Genomic DNA, 17,242 nt, shown 5'->3' on the forward strand with positions numbered 1-17,242 from the left:
GTGTTTTAAAGATGTTTTTCAATCAAACAAATACATTGGCTGTACAAAATAAGCACAAGTGTTCGAGTGAGATTTTTTTTATTCTTACCAATTTTTGACAAACTATTAACTTTCTGAAAAAGTGGAGTATTACATTGAATAAATCTCGTTTACAGAAGATAAAAGTATAATTTTTATGCAAATGATAAGTCGGTTGGTAATTTGTACATTTCTCCTAGCCCATGCTTTAACGGGGCTCGCTTTTGCTGATTCTGGTACTAATTATGATCTCACTCTTAATACCGAAATTTATAATACCGAAGATGGCTTATCACAAGTCACAGTTACTAGCATTATTGAAGACAAAGATGGCTTTGTCTGGTTGGGAACTGTAAACGGGTTAAATCGTTTTGATGGAACAAATTTTAAACACTTTTTTGCTGAAGATGGCAGCTCAAACTTACCAAGCTCTTTCATTAAAACTTTAATTGTAGACAACCAAAACAGGATAATTGTTGGTACTGATTTAGGTTTAGCAATGTACGATGATGAATCCGAATCATTTACAACAATAGAAATTGATAATAAGCCTTTGTCAGAAGCCATTTGGTCAATAGCACCTCTTTCTAAGGGGATAGCTATAGGTTTAAATAATAAAATTTTAATATTAAGTGATAACCTTACTAGAGTATTATGGGAGTTTAATAGTGAGGTTTTACAAGAGGTCAAAAAGGTCATTGAAGTAGGTAACAGCCTCTTTATTCGAAATTATAATGGTATTGTTTTTAAGTTGGAAGATAATAAGCTATCAACGGTTGCTTACAAATCTAATGACATTGGAATCATTTCAAATAAATTATTTATATCTACTAATGATGGTTTGTACAGTATAAAAAATAATACCAAAGAAAAAGTGTCAGATATTGTTATGACCTACCTTGAACCATCAAGAAGCGGTGATGAGTTAACTTCAATAATAGACTCTGACATTGTAAGGATAGATAGTACTAACAGAATAAAGAAAATAGGGTTTATCGAACAAGATGCATCAAGAAAACGTCCTTATATAAAAGAAACTAAATCTGCCATATTTATAACCGATGTCAATTTAGGTGTCATTAAAATAGATAGAAATCGAAATCTTATAAAAAACTCAAAAATTATTAAAGAAAACATTTGGGCTATTACACAAACAGATGAAAATATATTTTTAGCAACAGACTCTTTGGATGTTAGAGTTTTAGATAAATCGCTAAAATATTTATACTCAGTAACGATTGAAAACGCATCAGGCCCAAAATCTATAAAAGTTTTAAACAACCAACTCTATACAGGAAATATTACAGGTTTAACTAAAACAGACCTTTCGACTTTAGAGACTGTTCAAATATTAAATAGACATATTAGCAACGTAAAAATAAGTGAGAGTAAAGATAAAATATATGCTTCGACTATCAATGGCAAAGTATTTGTTATAAAAAACTCTAAAGTTATCAACACACTGACTACTGGTGAACGATATCCAATATTCGATTTAATTGAAAAAAACAATGAACTTTGGATAGCATCTCAAGGTGGGTTATTCAAAATTAAAGATGGTAATACAGAGAAAATATTCTCTGAAAGCATGGTTACCACATTAAAATTTGATGAAAACGAACTCTACTTTGGTACAAGAAACTCTTTATTAAAGCTGAATATCAAAACTAACGAGTTAAAAGAAATATTTAGACATAACAAACTAATATATTCGATAGAGATTTTCGATAACTTTTTAGTTTCAGCCTCAGCGATGGAACTAAATATAACGAATAAAACCAGCTTTAAAAATTTAAAATTAACAAATAGAAACGGTTCTCAAAGCGATTACAACTCTTTAGCTTCATTACATATTGGAGATTATTCTTTATTTGGAGGCACTAAAGGAATTAGCATTGTAAACCCGAATGAAATATATAATGATATTTTAATGTCAGGAAGCACTAATGCAGCTTTGATTGATTTCTCATTATTTAATGTTTCAGAAAAAATTGGTGGAAAAATCTTAAACAAACCAATAAACAAACAGAGAAATATCACCTTAAAATACTCTGACTACCCTTTTACCTTCACGTTTGTTACTCCAGGACAACCTCTAGAAGAGTTTGACTTTTATTACCAAATGGAAGGATTAAATGATAGTTGGTTGCCCTCGCAAAATATAAACTCAGCAACATACACTAACCTTTCAGCTGGAATTTATAACTTCCATGTTTATGCTATTAATAAACTTTCAGGAAAACAAAGTGAGACCAAGTCTATTCAAATAACGGTCACCCCTCCTTGGTATTACTCTTTTGAAGCAAAACTTTCCTATACATTACTATGCTTTATTGTACTGTTTATTATAACTAAAATAATTCTTCGCCGTCGTCAAATACAAAAACAAATCGCACTAAGCGAAGAAAGATTAAAGCTATCTCTTTGGGGGAGTGGCGATGAAATGTGGGATTGGGATATCGAAACGGGAGAGATATACCGCTCTAATATCTGGGGAACTTTAGAATTCCCTCAAGATGGTCAACGTTCAGGTAAGCCTGGCGAAGAAAGTAATATTCATCCATTAGATCAAAACCGAGTTAAAACAGCGCTTAATGACCACTTTAAAGGCCTTACAGATCATTTTGAAGTTGCTTATCGTGTCAAAAGTCGTGAAAACCTTTGGATGTGGATTTTAGATAGAGCAAAAATAGTAGAAAGAGATCAGAAAGAAAACCCTGTTCGAATGACAGGAACAATAAAAAACATTAATAATTTAAAACAAACTGAAGAACAATTACGTTTGTTTGAGCGCGCCATTGAAAATATCTCAGAGGGTATGTTTATCCTCGATGAAAAATATCGTTTTGTTGAAGTCAATGATGCCTGTTGTGAACTTACAAACCAATCACGCGAAGAGTTTATTGGTCAACTATTCAGCTTTAGCCGCTACCCTGAATCATATTCAAATCAAATCCATGCTTCACTGTCACAACAAGGTTGTTGGAGTAATGAACTAGAAGCAAATAAAGGTGATGGTAGTCATTTCCTGATGGAACTCACTGTTGATGCAATATACAACCAACAAGGCGAAACCACTCATTATGTTGGTGTATTCTCAGACATTACCCGTCGTAAACAACAAGAAGAAGAATTAAGAAAGCTCACTAACAGTGATATTTTAACGGGCCTTCCTAACCGTTCTAGCCTTCAAGTTACCTTGAATAATTTAGTTAAAAAAGATATTCATCACACTTTGATGGTTTTAGATTTGGATAACTTCAAGCGGATTAATGACTCTCTTGGTCATCAAATTGGTGATGAGTTACTTGTTGATGTTGCCAAACGTATTCAAAACAATGTGCCTAAACATGTGAGTTTATATCGTTTAGGCGGCGATGAATTTGCAATTTTAGTTGATCACAACCCTGATATTGGGTCTTGTGCAGCAATTGCCTCACGGATCATTGATGCTTTAAAAGAAGAGTTTAAAATTGACGATGAGTCATTAGTTGTGGGCTTGAGTATTGGTATTGTGCTGTATCCAGAAGACGAACAAAATGAACAAGCCTTGCTACGTAAAGCAGATATTGCCATGTATCACGCAAAGTCAGGCGGTGGCAATCGTTATCAATTCTATTCAGAATCATTAAATCAGAATGCATTACGTCAACTGGAAATTGAAAACTTAATTCGAGAAGGCCTTAAAGAGGATCTCTTTGAAGTTTACTACCAACCTAAAGTGGATTTGAAACAAGACAGCCTCGTTGGCATGGAAGCTTTGGTTAGGCTAGTTCACCCCGAACACGGAATTATTGCTCCTAATGAATTTATTCCATTAGCTGAAGAAAACGGTCTTATTGTTGAAATCGGTGATTTAGTTTTACGAAAAGCTTGCTTTGCAGCACAGAAATGGCGTGAACAAGGCATTTTTAACGGCCGTGTCGCCATTAATTTATCATCTAGACAGTTTGCCCTTCCCGATCTACAACAACGTATCTCCAGCGTCTTACAGCTTACTAAGCTACCTGCTTGTCATTTAGAATTGGAGATCACTGAAAGTACAATCATCAAAAACCCAGAAAATGCAATTAAAGTTATGAACCAACTTGCCCAAATGGGCGTGACCTTAGCGTTGGATGATTTCGGTACTGGTTATTCATCATTATCTTATTTAAAGCGTTTCCCAATCCACTGTTTAAAAATTGATAAGTCATTTGTTGATGACATCAGTAAATCAGATAGAGATCTGAAAATGGTAGACAGTATTATCACCATCGCACATAACATGGGCTTATCAGTTGTCGGTGAAGGGGTTGAAGATGATGCTCAACTCAATATATTGAAAGCGCTAAAATGTGAAGAGATACAAGGTTACATTTTTAGTAAGCCAGTACCAGAAGTTGAATTTACCAAGTTATTGAATATCAATTTCAACAAACAAGAAGAAAAGCAAATTATCAGTTAACATTGGCACAACAAGTGCAAGTAGCAGTTCAGACGTCAAATAAAAAACTTTTTTATTAACCCTGAACTGAGAGACTAAAACAATGATTAACGGAATTATCATAGCTGCACTTCTAACTTCGACTTCTGCTGCTAACACTACAATGGAAGTACTCCCTACTATTCACCCTGAAATGGTTAAGACAGTAGGACTACCAAACATTAAGTTCAGCAACACAAATGCCCAAGTCGCTGGCCTACCAAACATCAAGTTCAGCAACACAAACACACAAGTAGCCGGCCTGCCAAACATCAAATTCAGCAACACAAACACACAAGTTGCCGGTCTGCCAAACATCAAATTCAGCAACACAAACAATCAAGTAGCTGGCCTGCCAAACATCAAATTCAGCAACAAAAACAGGCAAGTTGCCGGCCTGCCAAACATCAAGTTCAGCAACACAAACAATCAAGTAGCTGGCCTGCCAAACATCAAATTCAGCAACACAAACACGCAAGTTGCTGGTCTGCCAAACATAAAATTTAGCAACACAAACACACAAGTAGCTGGCCTGCCAAACATCAAATTCAGCAACACAAACACACAGGTAGCCGGTCTACCAAATATTAAATTCAGCAACACAAACACACAAGTAGCCGGTCTACCAAACATTAAATTCAGCAACACAAACAATCAAGTTGCCGGTCTGCCAAACATCAAATTCAGCAACACAAACACACAAGTCGCTGGTCTGCCAAATATCAAGTTTAGCAACACAAACACACAAGTTGCCGGTCTGCCAAACATCAAATTCAGCAACACAAACACACAAGTTGCCGGTCTACCAAACATCAAGTTTAGCAACACAAACACACAAGTAGCTGGCCTGCCAAACATCAAATTCAGCAACACAAACACACAAGTTGCCGGTCTACCAAACATCAAGTTTAGCAACACAAACACACAAGTTGCCGGTCTGCCAAACATCAAATTTAGCAACACAAACACTCAAGTAGCTGGCTTGCCAAACATTAAATTTGCAGAAACTAATATACATGTAGCAGGTTTACCAAACATCAAATTCAGCAACACAAGCATTGCTTAAGGAAATCATTATGTTTAATTCATTAAAGAAAGCCCTTGGTATTGCTCAACCACAACGTAAAAAGGTAAAGCTACCTGAAGGTTTAGAACATTTAGAAGTCATTAAAGCTAAAGCTTGGTGGAGTTAAATTTGCGTAGTTTAACAATCAACTATAACCAATAAAAAAGGGAGCAAATGCTCCCTTTTTTATTGGTGTTATCAATTCAAAAATGATTGGTCTGCTCACTCTCAATAGAGAGCTTTCTAAGCAATAAGTATTTGTGACTATTAAATAACGGATACGCTAATGGCCCCATTAACAATCCCGCCAATGACCACCTTTTAACAGCCATACCGTTACTAAAAGCCTGGTTACCTAGGTAATAGCCTGATGCACACGATAATAAGATAAGTAGAAATATCACTGAAACCTCTATAATTCATTCAGTTAACATCATTCCTTAATGTATGGGTAAATTAATATGTATTGTCATCACCCTCAACGCTCAGATTATAACCAAACCTAAGCGTATTTACTAATAGCCTTTAAAAGCAATAATCAATCAAATACACAAACGGGCTATTTTTTAGGCAAATAACTGCCACTTTCGCATGAAAAAGCGGCACAATGTTGCCGCTTTGTAGAATTATCAATAGCAAAAAGTATTAATTAAGGCTAATAAAAATTAATCCCCTCTTCCGCCATTTGAATTAATTTGTCACATGGTGTGAAACGTTCACCATGTTGTTGTTCATATTGACGTAACTTTGACACTAGTGTCGCGATGCCCATTGAGTCCATATAACGGAATGGACCACCTAAAAATGGTGGAAAACCGATACCAAAAATAGCGCCAATATCACCGTCGCGAGGGTTTGCAATTATTCCTTCATCTAAACAGCGCACCGCTTCGTTCAACATGAGTACAACGCAGCGCATCGCAATGTCACTTGCTGAGCCTGTTGTTTGATTGCTGACACCCAGTACTTGGTAGACAGTCTCGTCCACTAATTTAGCTTTAGACTTTTTATTGCCATATTGATAGAAACCTTTGCCATTTTTACGTCCCTTACGGTCATCAGCAAGTAACTTATCAAACGCATCTGGCGCTCTAAAACGTTCACCTAATTCTTGCGTTAAGATTGGCGCGATCTTAGCGCCTACATCTATCCCCACTTCATCAAGTAGTGTTATAGGTCCGACAGGAAAACCGAATTTAACCAAGGCTTTATCAAGGCTTTCTACTTTCTCGCCAGATAATAAAACTTGAGCGGCTTCATTCATGTAAGGAGCAAGAATACGGTTAACATAAAAACCTGCACCATCCTGAACAACAATAGGCGTCTTGCCTTGCTTACGCGCAAAAGCAACTGTGGTAGCAATGGTTTCAGGTGATGTAGTTTTATGTGCAATAACTTCAACTAACGGCATTTTTTCTACAGGAGAAAAATAATGTAAACCGATGACATTTTCAGGTCTTTGCGCCGCTTCTGCAATCTGACCAATAGGTAAAGATGAAGTGTTAGATGCAAAAATTGTGTTTTCATGACATTCGCGCTCTACATCTTTCACCATCTGATGCTTGAGTGCTAAATCTTCAAATACCGCTTCAACGACGATATCCGCATCTTTAACGCCTTTATATTCTGTTGTCGTCGTCATTAACGCCATTAAATTATCTCTAACAGCGGGTGTCATATGACGTCGCTTGACCCCTTTCGCCAATAATTTATAGGCATAAGCTAATGCGTTGCTTAAGCCTTTGTCATTGATGTCTTTCACACGAGCAGGAATTTTAGCTTTAGTGGTTGTAACAGAAGCGATACCGCCACCCATCAAGCCACCACCAATCACAAGTGCTTTATTCACTTTTCGTGGTTCAGCACCTTCTGCTCCAGTTTCTTTTTTCATTTCAGTCGTTGCAAAAAAGATGCTGCGAAGTGATTCAGATTCAGGAGACATGACGAGTTCTGCAAAATGGCTTGCTTCAACCTCAAGCCCTTTAATCATGCCTTTATTCATCCCTTGCTTAACACAGTCGATGATTTTAGCTGGTGCAGGATAATTACCCAGTGTTTTCTTTTGTACTTGTTTTGCGGCTTGATCGAAGATGATATCGCGAGTGGTACTTGTGGATTCAAGCACCTTATTTAGTGCGCTCTTCTTGGCAACTTTAGCCGCAGACTTTCCTTTCTTGGCCATTGCAATGGCGGTGTCCAACAAAATTGACTCAGGAACAACATCATCAACAAGCGCCATTTTAAGTGCTTGCTTAGGACGGATTTGCTTACCCGTTAGCATCATATCAAGTGCAGTTGTGATGCCTACTTTTCTTGGTAAACGTTGCGTACCGCCACCACCTGGCAATAAACCAAGCTGAACTTCAGGTACACCCATGATAGTTTTCTTATCATCAGTACACACACGTAAATGACACGCTAAAGCTAACTCTAAACCGCCACCTAAACAGGCACCATTAATTGCAGCAACAACAGGTATTGATAGTTTCTCAAGTTCATTGAAAACGACATGGCCTTGTTGTGATAATTCTTTCGCAGCTGACACACTGGTACATGCGTCAAGCATACTAATATCAGCACCTGCGACAAAAGAATCTGATTTCCCTGAAATAACCACTAAGCCTTTTACACTCGCGTCGTGTTTAATTTCAGCTAAAATTTCGCTTATTTCAGGGCCAAACTCTGCTTTTAAGGTGTTCATGGTTTCACCAGGAACATCCATAGTCAAAATAGCAATACCGTCTTCGCGGCGAGATAAATTAAATGTCTTTTCCATCAGAATTACTCCACTTCAACTATCATTGCTGCGCCAAGACCACCAGCAGCACAAGCTGTTGCTAGACCAGTACCACCACCACGTCGTTTTAATTCACGACACACTTGAGTGATTAAACGTGTACCAGTAGCTGCAAATGGATGTCCATAAGCCAACGAGCCACCTAAAACGTTAAATTTACTCATATCGATTTCACCGATTGCGCGGTTTCTACCAAGCTTTTCTTCGGCAAACTTTTTAGAACCAAACATTTGCATATTCGCTAGTGTTTGCGCAGCAAACGCTTCATGCATTTCAATAAGGGTTAGATCTTCAAGCTCCATTCCTGCACGTTTTAATGCAAGCGGCGTAGCGTAAGACGGTCCCATTAACATGTCTTGCCAAACATCAATGGCAGTAAATGCATAACTCTTAATGTAACCAATAGGCTGATAACCTAACGCTTTAGCTCTGCCTTCACTCATTAAAATAATGGCTGAAGCACCATCAGTTAATGGCGTACTATTGGCTGCAGTAACAGAACCATGTTTACGGTCAAAAGCAGGACGTAATTTTGCGTAAGACTCAAGCACTGAGTTTTCGCGGATATTATTATCACGGTCAATGAATTGCTTATAAGGAGGTACGTGAGCGGTCATGACTTCGTCACGTAAGTTACCTGTGTTCCAGGTTTCTGTAGCCAATGTGTGCGAGCGATGCGCCAATGCATCTTGATCAGCACGGCTAATGCCATAGGTCTTTGCCATTTGCTCAGCTGTTTGCCCCATAGAAAGGCCAGTTGAGTACTCAGCTACCGCTGGCGGTACAGGCATTAAATCTTTAAGACCTAAGCGCCGAGCTATCGCGAATTTTTGCTTGAAGGTACGCGCTTTATTTAAATCAACCAGAGCATGTGCTAATTTTTTTGAAACGCCAATTGGCAATACAGAAGAAGAGTCTGCACCACCTGCGATACCTATTTCAACATTGCCTGTCATGATAGATTCAGCCACATTCACTGCAGACTGAAAACTTGTAGCACAAGCTCGGGTCACACTGTAAGCATCGGTTGAAACATCCATGCCTGTGCCCAACACAATTTCACGGGCGATATTCGGCGCGGCTGGCATTTGCACCACTTGACCATACACAAGCTGTTCAATAGTTTTAGGGTCTAACTCTGAACGCGATAGCAATTCATTAACCACCATTTTGCCCATATCTAATGCTGATACGCCATGAAATGCGGTAGCTTGTTTTGCGAATGGGGTACGTAAGCCCGCCACGATTGCAATGCGCTCTCCGCGGGCGTTGGTTACTTGTTGTCTATCACTCATTGTTCACCCTCTTGTAATTGTTTAGCCTTTAACTGGCTTATCAGTGAATATCGATTAATGTCAGACAGATCTGGTCTGACCATAAAAGTGTGATCTGATTCTAACTTTTAATTGCGAAGTTTTAAACATCTGTATGAAAATAAGCTCAAATTAAAGGCATACCTTGCCTGAAATACGCAATTTATAGTAATAAAATCATCGAATTAAAATTTAGAGCTTTAGCTTTAATTTGTCATTTTTTGTATATATTCATTCATTCTTTGCGAACTTAACTCAGTTAACCTTTGCTAATGAATAAATAAAAATGAAAATCTGTTAATCATACTAGCCAAAGGCTAATGAAATTCATTAACATGGGTTTAATTAGAACAAAATTCAGCAAATAATTGAGTATCATCATGCCTTTGAGTCGATTTCATTCCTTACGCGCTTATTTAGATAATGTTATTTTGGGACAGCCTGTATTAACAGAGAACTTACTTATCGCATTAATTGCCGATGGGCATTTACTGGTTGAAGGCCCTCCAGGTCTTGCAAAAACACGCGCTGTAAAGGCCTTGTGTGATGGGGTTGAAGGTGACTTCCACCGTATTCAATTTACTCCCGATTTATTACCTGCCGATTTAACCGGTACAGATATTTATCGTGCGCAAACAGCCACATTTGAATTTGAAGCAGGACCTATATTTCATAACCTTATTTTGGCGGATGAAATCAACCGTGCCCCTGCAAAGGTGCAATCAGCACTACTTGAGGCAATGGCTGAAGGTCAAGTAACCGTAGGTAAAAATAGCTACCCACTTCCAGATTTATTTTTAGTCATGGCGACTCAAAACCCACTAGAGAATGAAGGTACCTATCCGCTACCAGAAGCTCAACTAGACCGCTTTTTAATGCATTTAAATCTCGATTATCCAAGTGCTGATACAGAGCGTAAAATTTTGCGTCAATCGCGAAATGAAGCCGTCACTAAGCAGCTACCTACCATTGAACCTGTGGCGCAATCTGATGTGTTTGCTGCCCGCGAACAAGCTATGGGATTGTACTTAGCTGAGCCACTCGAAAGTTATATTGTCGAAATTATCATGGCAACTCGTCAACCTGAACGCTATAGCCCTGAGTTGGCTAAATGGCTTGAATACGGTGTCAGCCCTCGTGCATCTATTTCACTCGAGCGCTGTGCCCGCGCAAGAGCTTGGTTACAAGAGCGAGATTTTGTCTCGCCAGAAGATATTCAAGCAGTAGCGCCCAACGTACTGAGACACAGATTATTACTCAGTTATCAAGCACAGGCTGAAGGCATTAATGCAGACCATGTTATCAACCATATTTTAAGCCAAGTTGCAGTACCTTAAATGGGCGAGCTCGCATTTAAGTACCGTTAATTTTATCGCTTTTAAATTGGAACAATAGCACTATGCCAGTTGAACAAACGCTTGAAAATTCATTGCCATTATTCAGTAATGGCGTGAATTTAACTGAGCAAGAACTCATTAGCTGTCAAAGCACCGCTCGCGCGATGCCGGATAAACGCAGCAGAGCCAAAGCCAGCCAAGCAGGTCATCGCAGTAGCCTGATTAAAGGCCGTGGGATGGAATTTGCCGAAGTACGTCATTATCAAAATGGTGATGATGTCAGAACCATTGACTGGCGAGTCACCGCTCGAACTGGCAAAGCGCACACTAAGCTGTTTGTTGAAGAACGTGAACGCCCCATTATTTTGTTTGTCGACTTTAGCCATAGCTTATTTTTTGGTTCGCGCTTGTTATTGCAATCAGTACAAGTTGCCCACCTTGCTGCAACACTCGGCTGGAATGCGATAAACCATGGCGATCGCCTCGGCGCTTTTATCGCAAGTGAAACTGAACACCTTGAATTAAAACCAAGAAGCCGCCGCCAAGGAATACTGCAACTTACTTCTGCATTAATTAAAGTACATGAAAATCAGTTAAATCATTTTGATGAACTGCCCCAAGACCCACAGCATATTCTTCGTGCCTGTCAACGCCTGCAAAGAATCGCTAAACCAGGTTCCTTAGTATGGATTATTACCGATGGGCAGCACTTTACTCAGGAATGCTTAGCGGCATTAACTGAACTTAAACGTCACTGTGATGTAGGTGCATTTATTATTAGCGACCCATTGAGACAAGGAACACTCACCTTGCCTAAACGTTTTAGTTTACCAGTGAGAGATGGCAAGCAGCAGTTAACACTTACCCGAGACAGTTATGATGCATGGCTTAGTCAACAACTGGCTAGCCAGCAACAATTTATCGCACTAATGAAAATGATTAAGGTGCCGACTCGATTTATCGATGCCGGAAAAAGTCTTAGTGACCAATTGGAAGTATTACGTTAAATGAATACTGCTCAAACAAACCCTGCACTAATGCAACTGGAAGATATCGTACTACCAGAAAAAATTAGCCAGTTCCCTATTGCACCAGGGTTTTGGATACTCGCACTATTCATTATCGCGATAATCATTTTTGCTGTGGTTAAAATAAAGCAGCATCGCCGCTATCATCTCCCGAGAAAAGCAGCATTAGCGGATTTTGAACAACTAGAACCTGCTAATAGCCAATATGCAAGTGACATTAATACGCTATTAAAAAGAACCGCGATGAGTTACTTCCCTCGTGAGGATTTTGCTAAGTTAGACGGCGAGCGTTGGTATCAATGGCTAGGGTTACGCTTATCCGAACAAGATGCAATAAACATGGGGCAACTCCTGAAAAAGCGATATCAGAAAGACGGCCTGACTTTAACCGAGTCGACACAGTTACACACTTTTACTGAACAATGGTTAAATAAACGTAGTCGCTTTATCGCGCTATCTGATATGCCTGAAAATATCACTCCGACAAGTCATCAATCGGAGGCATCATGTTCTCAATAGCTTGGCCATGGCTGCTTTTATTATTGCCACTGCCCTTTTTACTCAAACAAAAACATCTTGCTAAAAATAGTGGCGGCCAACTGCAACTCCCAGGCATTGGCAGCGCTGAACAACAATTAACAGTCCATCAAGATAAATCAAGCCGCAAAGCCTACTGGTTTATGTGGTTATGCCTATTGTGTGCCTTAGTTCGACCACAATGGTTAGGCGAGCCTATCGAACTGCCTTCAGAAGGCCGAGATGTCATGTTAGCAGTTGATTTATCAGGTAGTATGCAAATAGAAGACATGGTGGTCGATGGCAAAACAGTCGATCGCTTAACCCTCATCAAGCACGTCATCGGTGATTTTATTGAAAGACGAAACGGCGATAGACTCGGCCTGATTTTATTTGCAGATCACGCTTATCTTCAAGCGCCACTCACCCAAGACAGACGCTCAGTTGCCAAGTTTCTTGCCGACAGTGAAATTGGCCTAGTAGGTAAACAAACGGCCATTGGTGAGTCGATAGCACTTGCTGTAAGACGTTTTGATATGGTCAATGACAGCAATCGAGTATTAATCTTATTAACCGATGGGTCTAATAACGCAGGGAACATTGAACCTGAAGTTGCGGCAAGAATTGCAGCTAAACGAAATGTCACCATTTATACCGTGGGTGTTGGCGCAGAAGTACTTGAACGCCGCAGTATTTTCGGTACCGAACGGGTAAATCCATCGCTTGATTTAGATGAAGAACAACTACAACAACTCGCAGATATGACAAACGGTCATTATTTTAGAGCAAGAAATAGTGAAGAGTTGGCACAAATTTACCAAAAGATTGATGAGTTAGAACCTGTGAGTCGCGATCAATTGACCTATCGTCCCAAAAGTGAACTGTTTTACTGGCCATTATTGTTAGCCTTACTGATGAGTGTGTTTATCAGTTTACGCGGCCAATTACCTTCTTCATCACCTTTAAACGCTAAAACAACATCTGGAGGGCGATAATGAGTTTACATTTTATTCGTCCAGAATGGCTGCTTGCCTTAATCCCTTTAATCGCAATTGCGTTGTTTTTATGGCGCAGCCAACAGCGTAATTCGGCTTGGCAAAGTTATATTGCACCGCATTTGGCAAACACATTAATCAGTGAAACCAACCAAGTGAAAAAGCAACCTAAGTGGTTACTTATGATATGTTGGTTTATCGCTGTAATCGCGATATCGGGTCCAGCAGTCAATAAACAGAGTTTGCCTGTTTACAGCAACGAGCAAGGTCGAGTGCTGGTCATGGACATGTCCTTGTCTATGTATGCAACCGATCAAAAGCCTAATCGCTTATCCCAAGCAAAATTTAGGGCCACTGATTTTTTAACGAACTTAACTGAAGGTGAAACAGGTTTAATCGCCTTTGCTGGCGATGCCTTTACAATTAGTCCTCTTACCCGAGATAAATCAACACTACTCAACTTATTACCAACACTGACGCCTGATATCATGCCTGTTAGAGGGTCTGATTTATCTGCTGCACTTGAACTCGCTCAGCAATTACTGTCCCAAGGCGGGCATATTACCGGTGATATTATCGTTATGACAGACGGGGTAAATCCACAACAATATGTTGATGCTGCAAAAGTACTTGATGGCAGTCGTTACCGTGTATCAGTGATGGCATTTGGCACACAACAAGGCGCAGCAATACAGTTACCTGATGGTCAATTAATGCGTGATAATCGCGGTGAGATAGTCATAGATAAAACCGATTTTAAACGACTTGAAAACTTAGTTATCCCTACTGGTGGATTAATGATCCCTGCCACTGCAGATGGCAGTTCATTAAGCCGATTAGAGCGCTGGCTTGCTAATGGTGGCGACGCTAAAGCCACTGAGCTTGAAGGTGAAAGCTGGCAAGATTTAGGTCCATACATCGCCATGCTATTGATTATTCCTGTGTTACTCAGCTTTAGATATACTCTAGTACCAGTATTTACTGCCCTAACCTTAGGTTTATTGTTTCAACCAAGTCCTGTTATGGCCAACACTTGGGATGACTTATGGCAAACTCAAGACCAACAAGCAAGCGACACCTTTAACCAAGCACAATCTGCTGCAGATTATGCCAGCGCCGCCGAGCAATTTAACCAGCCGTTATGGCAAGCCAGTGCCCAGTACAAAGCGGGTGACTATGAAAATGCACTCGCAGGGTTTGAACAAGATAACTCTGCACAAGGTTTATATAATCAGGCCAATAGCTTAATGCAATTGAATAAATTGGATGATGCTATCGCACGTTATCAAGACGCTTTAAAACAGCAAGCTGACTTCCCTCAAGCACAAAAAAACCTCGAACTTGCTGAAAATATGAAACAACAGCAACAAGAACAACAATCTGGTGAAGGTTCGGATCAATCTGATCAAAGCGACTCAGACAATAGCGAGTCTGAACAGAATGAAAATAATCCCAGTGAGAATGGCGAAGGCCAATCCCAGCAACAAAACTCCGACCAGAATTCTGAACAAAATACCGAACAAAATGCCGAACAAAACCAATCTGAGCAACAAGATTCAGAACAACAAAACAGCCAGGAAAATAGAGCTGAACAAGACAAACAGCAAAATGAACAAGAACGTAACGAAGAAATTAGCGAAGAAAATAGCGAAGAAAATCAATCTCAATCAGAAACTTCACAAAGTGATAATGCTGAAAGTGAGAATGAACAAACAGAAAATGAAGCTCAAATGCAGGCGGATGCTCAACAAAATAACCAAGCAGAGCCTACACCTGAACAATTAGAGCAACAAGCACAAGCAAAGGCGGCAGCGGAGCAAGCTGAAGCTGAAAAATCTGACAAACAGCCAGAATCTTCTCAGCCCATTGCTTCATCACAGCTGACTGAAGAACCTTTACCCGCAGATTTAGAACGCGCGCTTCGCGCTGTGAGTGAAGATCCGCAAGTGCTTATTAGAAACAAAATGCAACTTGAATATCAAAAGCGTCGCCAAAGCGGCCAACTGCCTAAGGACAAACAACAGTGGTAAACAGAATCGTTATCGGCCTTCTTGCAATTCTTTTTACAGGGCAAGTTTACGCAGTCACTCAAATTCAAGCGACTGTTGACAGAAACCCTGTGATGCAAGGTGAATACTTTGTCTTAAATGTCACCGCAAATGCAGATTTAAATGCGGGTTCTTTAGATACATCTATCTTGTTAAAGGATTTCATCGTCGGACGAACCAGTGTCGGCAGAAGTACGCAAATCGTTAACTTTGATTCATCTAAAGAGACTCGTTGGCAAGTGCTGCTATCGGCTAAAAACCCCGGTACAGTGACAATCCCCGCATTTACCATGGAAGGGGTTAAATCCAATCCTATAAACCTCACCGTCGCTAAAGCGGGCAGCCAACCGCAACAAATGCGCAATTTATTTGTTGAGGGTCAGCTCAGCACCAATGAAGCGTATGTAGGCCAGCTAATTACCTACAAGGTTAAACTGTTTTTAGCAGCCGAGTTACAGCGTGGCGTTATCAGTTCGCCAGAGATAGCTGGAACTGAAATTAAACAAATAGGCGATGACACAGATTCAGTTGAAGTTGTTGATGGTCGCCGCTTTAGAGTGATTGAAAGAACCTATTCAATTATTGCCGACACCCCTGGCACGTTAGCCATTAAAGGCGCAGGATTTTCAGGTGATATCTTAGTCGAAGCGCCAAGACGCGGCGGTATGTTCGGCTTTAATGAAAGCAGACCGATGCAAGCTAAAGCAGAAGACACTCAAATTACCATCAAGCCTATTCCAGATGTATATCAAGGTGATTGGTTGGTGAGTGATTTATTAATTGCGAAAGAGATATGGCCTGATGAGCAAGGTAATGAATTTGAAATAGGAACGCCCATTACCCGAACGATTAATGTTGTTGCATCAAATGCAGATAGTAACAGTTTACCTGACATCAAATTAACCATGCCTGACGGGCTTAAATCTTACCCAGAAAAACCAGTAAGACAAACTGTGGTACGTGAAAATCAAGTCATCGCTCAATACAGTTTAACCAGCGCGATTGTACCAACAAAACCTGGTACTTTTACTTTGCCTGAAATTATCATTCCTTGGTGGAACCCACATTTGCGGCAGCAGCAATTCGCCACCATACCAGCAAGAACAGTCACCATTACCGGCACAGTGGCGGCTGAGCCTGCTCAAATAATAGAGCAAACTGAAACAAGCAATAACAGTTCAGGTATTTGGCCGTGGCTAACGCTATTATTTGCGACGTTATGGCTTATCACTTTAGCCTTGTGGTTTAATGCTCGTCGTCAACAACACACCACTAAACTTGTTGCAACTACGCCATCAAAAGTGCCGTTGGCACTAGCTGCTAATATGAATGATATTGCTCAAGCTTGTGATAAAAATGATGTCACCTTAGTGATTTCATTACTGCAACACTACTATAGTGCTCAGTTTTCCAAATCGATGACATTGTCTGATATAGCGCAATTATCTACAGTGCTTTCAAAAGCGATTCATCAGTTACAACAAGCTAAATACAGTGAGTCAACGTCAAGTATTGATAAGGGTTTACTACTAAAAGCAATTGAACAAACCCAGATAAATCAACAACAAACGCCTCCATCAGCGCTAAGCTCACTGAACCCATAAGCATATTTATACTTGCTATTCACAGCTAACCTTTTAAGCTATCGAACATAATATT

General features: G+C 39.8%; 10 protein-coding genes. 8 read left to right on the forward strand and 2 right to left on the reverse strand.

Going from position 1 to position 17,242, the window contains the following annotated elements:
• The first annotated feature begins 175 nt into the window (after positions 1-175).
• Entirely contained in the window at positions 176-4,465 is a 4,290-nt protein-coding gene (locus L2737_RS20075) for an EAL domain-containing protein (protein ID WP_248956903.1), read from the forward strand.
• An 82-nt stretch (positions 4,466-4,547) separates the two neighbouring features.
• The gene (locus tag L2737_RS20080) at positions 4,548-5,549 is read left to right on the forward strand and encodes a hypothetical protein (RefSeq protein ID WP_248956904.1); all 1,002 of its coding nucleotides are present in this window, start codon (positions 4,548-4,550) and stop codon (positions 5,547-5,549) included.
• A gap of 655 nt (positions 5,550-6,204) precedes the next feature.
• Here L2737_RS20080 and fadJ read toward each other — a convergent pair.
• Together fadJ and fadI are read right to left on the reverse strand one after the other, a co-directional pair.
• Positions 6,205-8,325, reverse strand: coding sequence for a fatty acid oxidation complex subunit alpha FadJ (gene fadJ, locus L2737_RS20085; protein WP_248956905.1), 2,121 nt, complete (start codon positions 8,323-8,325; stop codon positions 6,205-6,207).
• A gap of 5 nt (positions 8,326-8,330) precedes the next feature.
• Positions 8,331-9,641 carry an acetyl-CoA C-acyltransferase FadI gene (gene fadI / locus L2737_RS20090; protein ID WP_229372179.1) on the reverse strand — a complete coding sequence of 437 codons (1,311 nt, stop codon included), beginning with the start codon at positions 9,639-9,641 and terminating at the stop codon, positions 8,331-8,333.
• A gap of 398 nt (positions 9,642-10,039) precedes the next feature.
• On the opposite strand from fadI, the gene L2737_RS20095 reads away from it, so the two are divergent.
• From L2737_RS20095 to L2737_RS20120, 6 genes are all read left to right on the forward strand, one after another.
• Positions 10,040-10,996 carry an AAA family ATPase gene (locus tag L2737_RS20095; protein WP_248956906.1) on the forward strand — a complete coding sequence of 319 codons (957 nt, stop codon included), beginning with the start codon at positions 10,040-10,042 and terminating at the stop codon, positions 10,994-10,996.
• 62 nt (positions 10,997-11,058) lie between these two features.
• The gene (locus tag L2737_RS20100; protein WP_102526701.1) at positions 11,059-12,003 is read left to right on the forward strand and encodes a DUF58 domain-containing protein; all 945 of its coding nucleotides are present in this window, start codon (positions 11,059-11,061) and stop codon (positions 12,001-12,003) included.
• Positions 12,004-12,543 carry a DUF4381 domain-containing protein gene (locus L2737_RS20105; RefSeq protein WP_248956907.1) on the forward strand — a complete coding sequence of 180 codons (540 nt, stop codon included), beginning with the start codon at positions 12,004-12,006 and terminating at the stop codon, positions 12,541-12,543.
• Positions 12,531-13,535, forward strand: coding sequence for a vWA domain-containing protein (locus tag L2737_RS20110; RefSeq protein ID WP_248956908.1), 1,005 nt, complete (start codon positions 12,531-12,533; stop codon positions 13,533-13,535). Before L2737_RS20105 ends, L2737_RS20110 begins: the two co-directional genes overlap by 13 nt.
• The gene (locus tag L2737_RS20115; RefSeq protein ID WP_248956909.1) at positions 13,535-15,565 is read left to right on the forward strand and encodes a vWA domain-containing protein; all 2,031 of its coding nucleotides are present in this window, start codon (positions 13,535-13,537) and stop codon (positions 15,563-15,565) included. Before L2737_RS20110 ends, L2737_RS20115 begins: the two co-directional genes overlap by 1 nt.
• Positions 15,559-17,187, forward strand: a complete 1,629-nt coding sequence (locus tag L2737_RS20120) for a BatD family protein (protein WP_248956910.1) — start codon at positions 15,559-15,561, stop codon at positions 17,185-17,187. Before L2737_RS20115 ends, L2737_RS20120 begins: the two co-directional genes overlap by 7 nt.
• Positions 17,188-17,242 lie beyond the last annotated feature (55 nt).

Origin of the sequence: Shewanella electrodiphila (assembly GCF_023283985.1) — a bacterium.
Taxonomy (GTDB): Bacteria; Pseudomonadota; Gammaproteobacteria; order Enterobacterales; family Shewanellaceae; genus Shewanella; species Shewanella electrodiphila.

Coding starts and splice junctions, on each gene's coding strand:
- L2737_RS20105 (WP_248956907.1), top strand. CDS start 12,004: ATGAATACTGCTCAAACAAACCCTGCACTAATGCAACTGGAAGATATC.
- L2737_RS20080 (WP_248956904.1), top strand. CDS start 4,548: ATGATTAACGGAATTATCATAGCTGCACTTCTAACTTCGACTTCTGCT.
- L2737_RS20075 (WP_248956903.1), top strand. CDS start 176: ATGCAAATGATAAGTCGGTTGGTAATTTGTACATTTCTCCTAGCCCAT.
- L2737_RS20115 (WP_248956909.1), top strand. CDS start 13,535: ATGAGTTTACATTTTATTCGTCCAGAATGGCTGCTTGCCTTAATCCCT.
- L2737_RS20095 (WP_248956906.1), top strand. CDS start 10,040: ATGCCTTTGAGTCGATTTCATTCCTTACGCGCTTATTTAGATAATGTT.
- L2737_RS20110 (WP_248956908.1), top strand. CDS start 12,531: ATGTTCTCAATAGCTTGGCCATGGCTGCTTTTATTATTGCCACTGCCC.
- fadJ (WP_248956905.1), bottom strand. CDS start 8,325: ATGGAAAAGACATTTAATTTATCTCGCCGCGAAGACGGTATTGCTATT.
- fadI (WP_229372179.1), bottom strand. CDS start 9,641: ATGAGTGATAGACAACAAGTAACCAACGCCCGCGGAGAGCGCATTGCA.
- L2737_RS20100 (WP_102526701.1), top strand. CDS start 11,059: ATGCCAGTTGAACAAACGCTTGAAAATTCATTGCCATTATTCAGTAAT.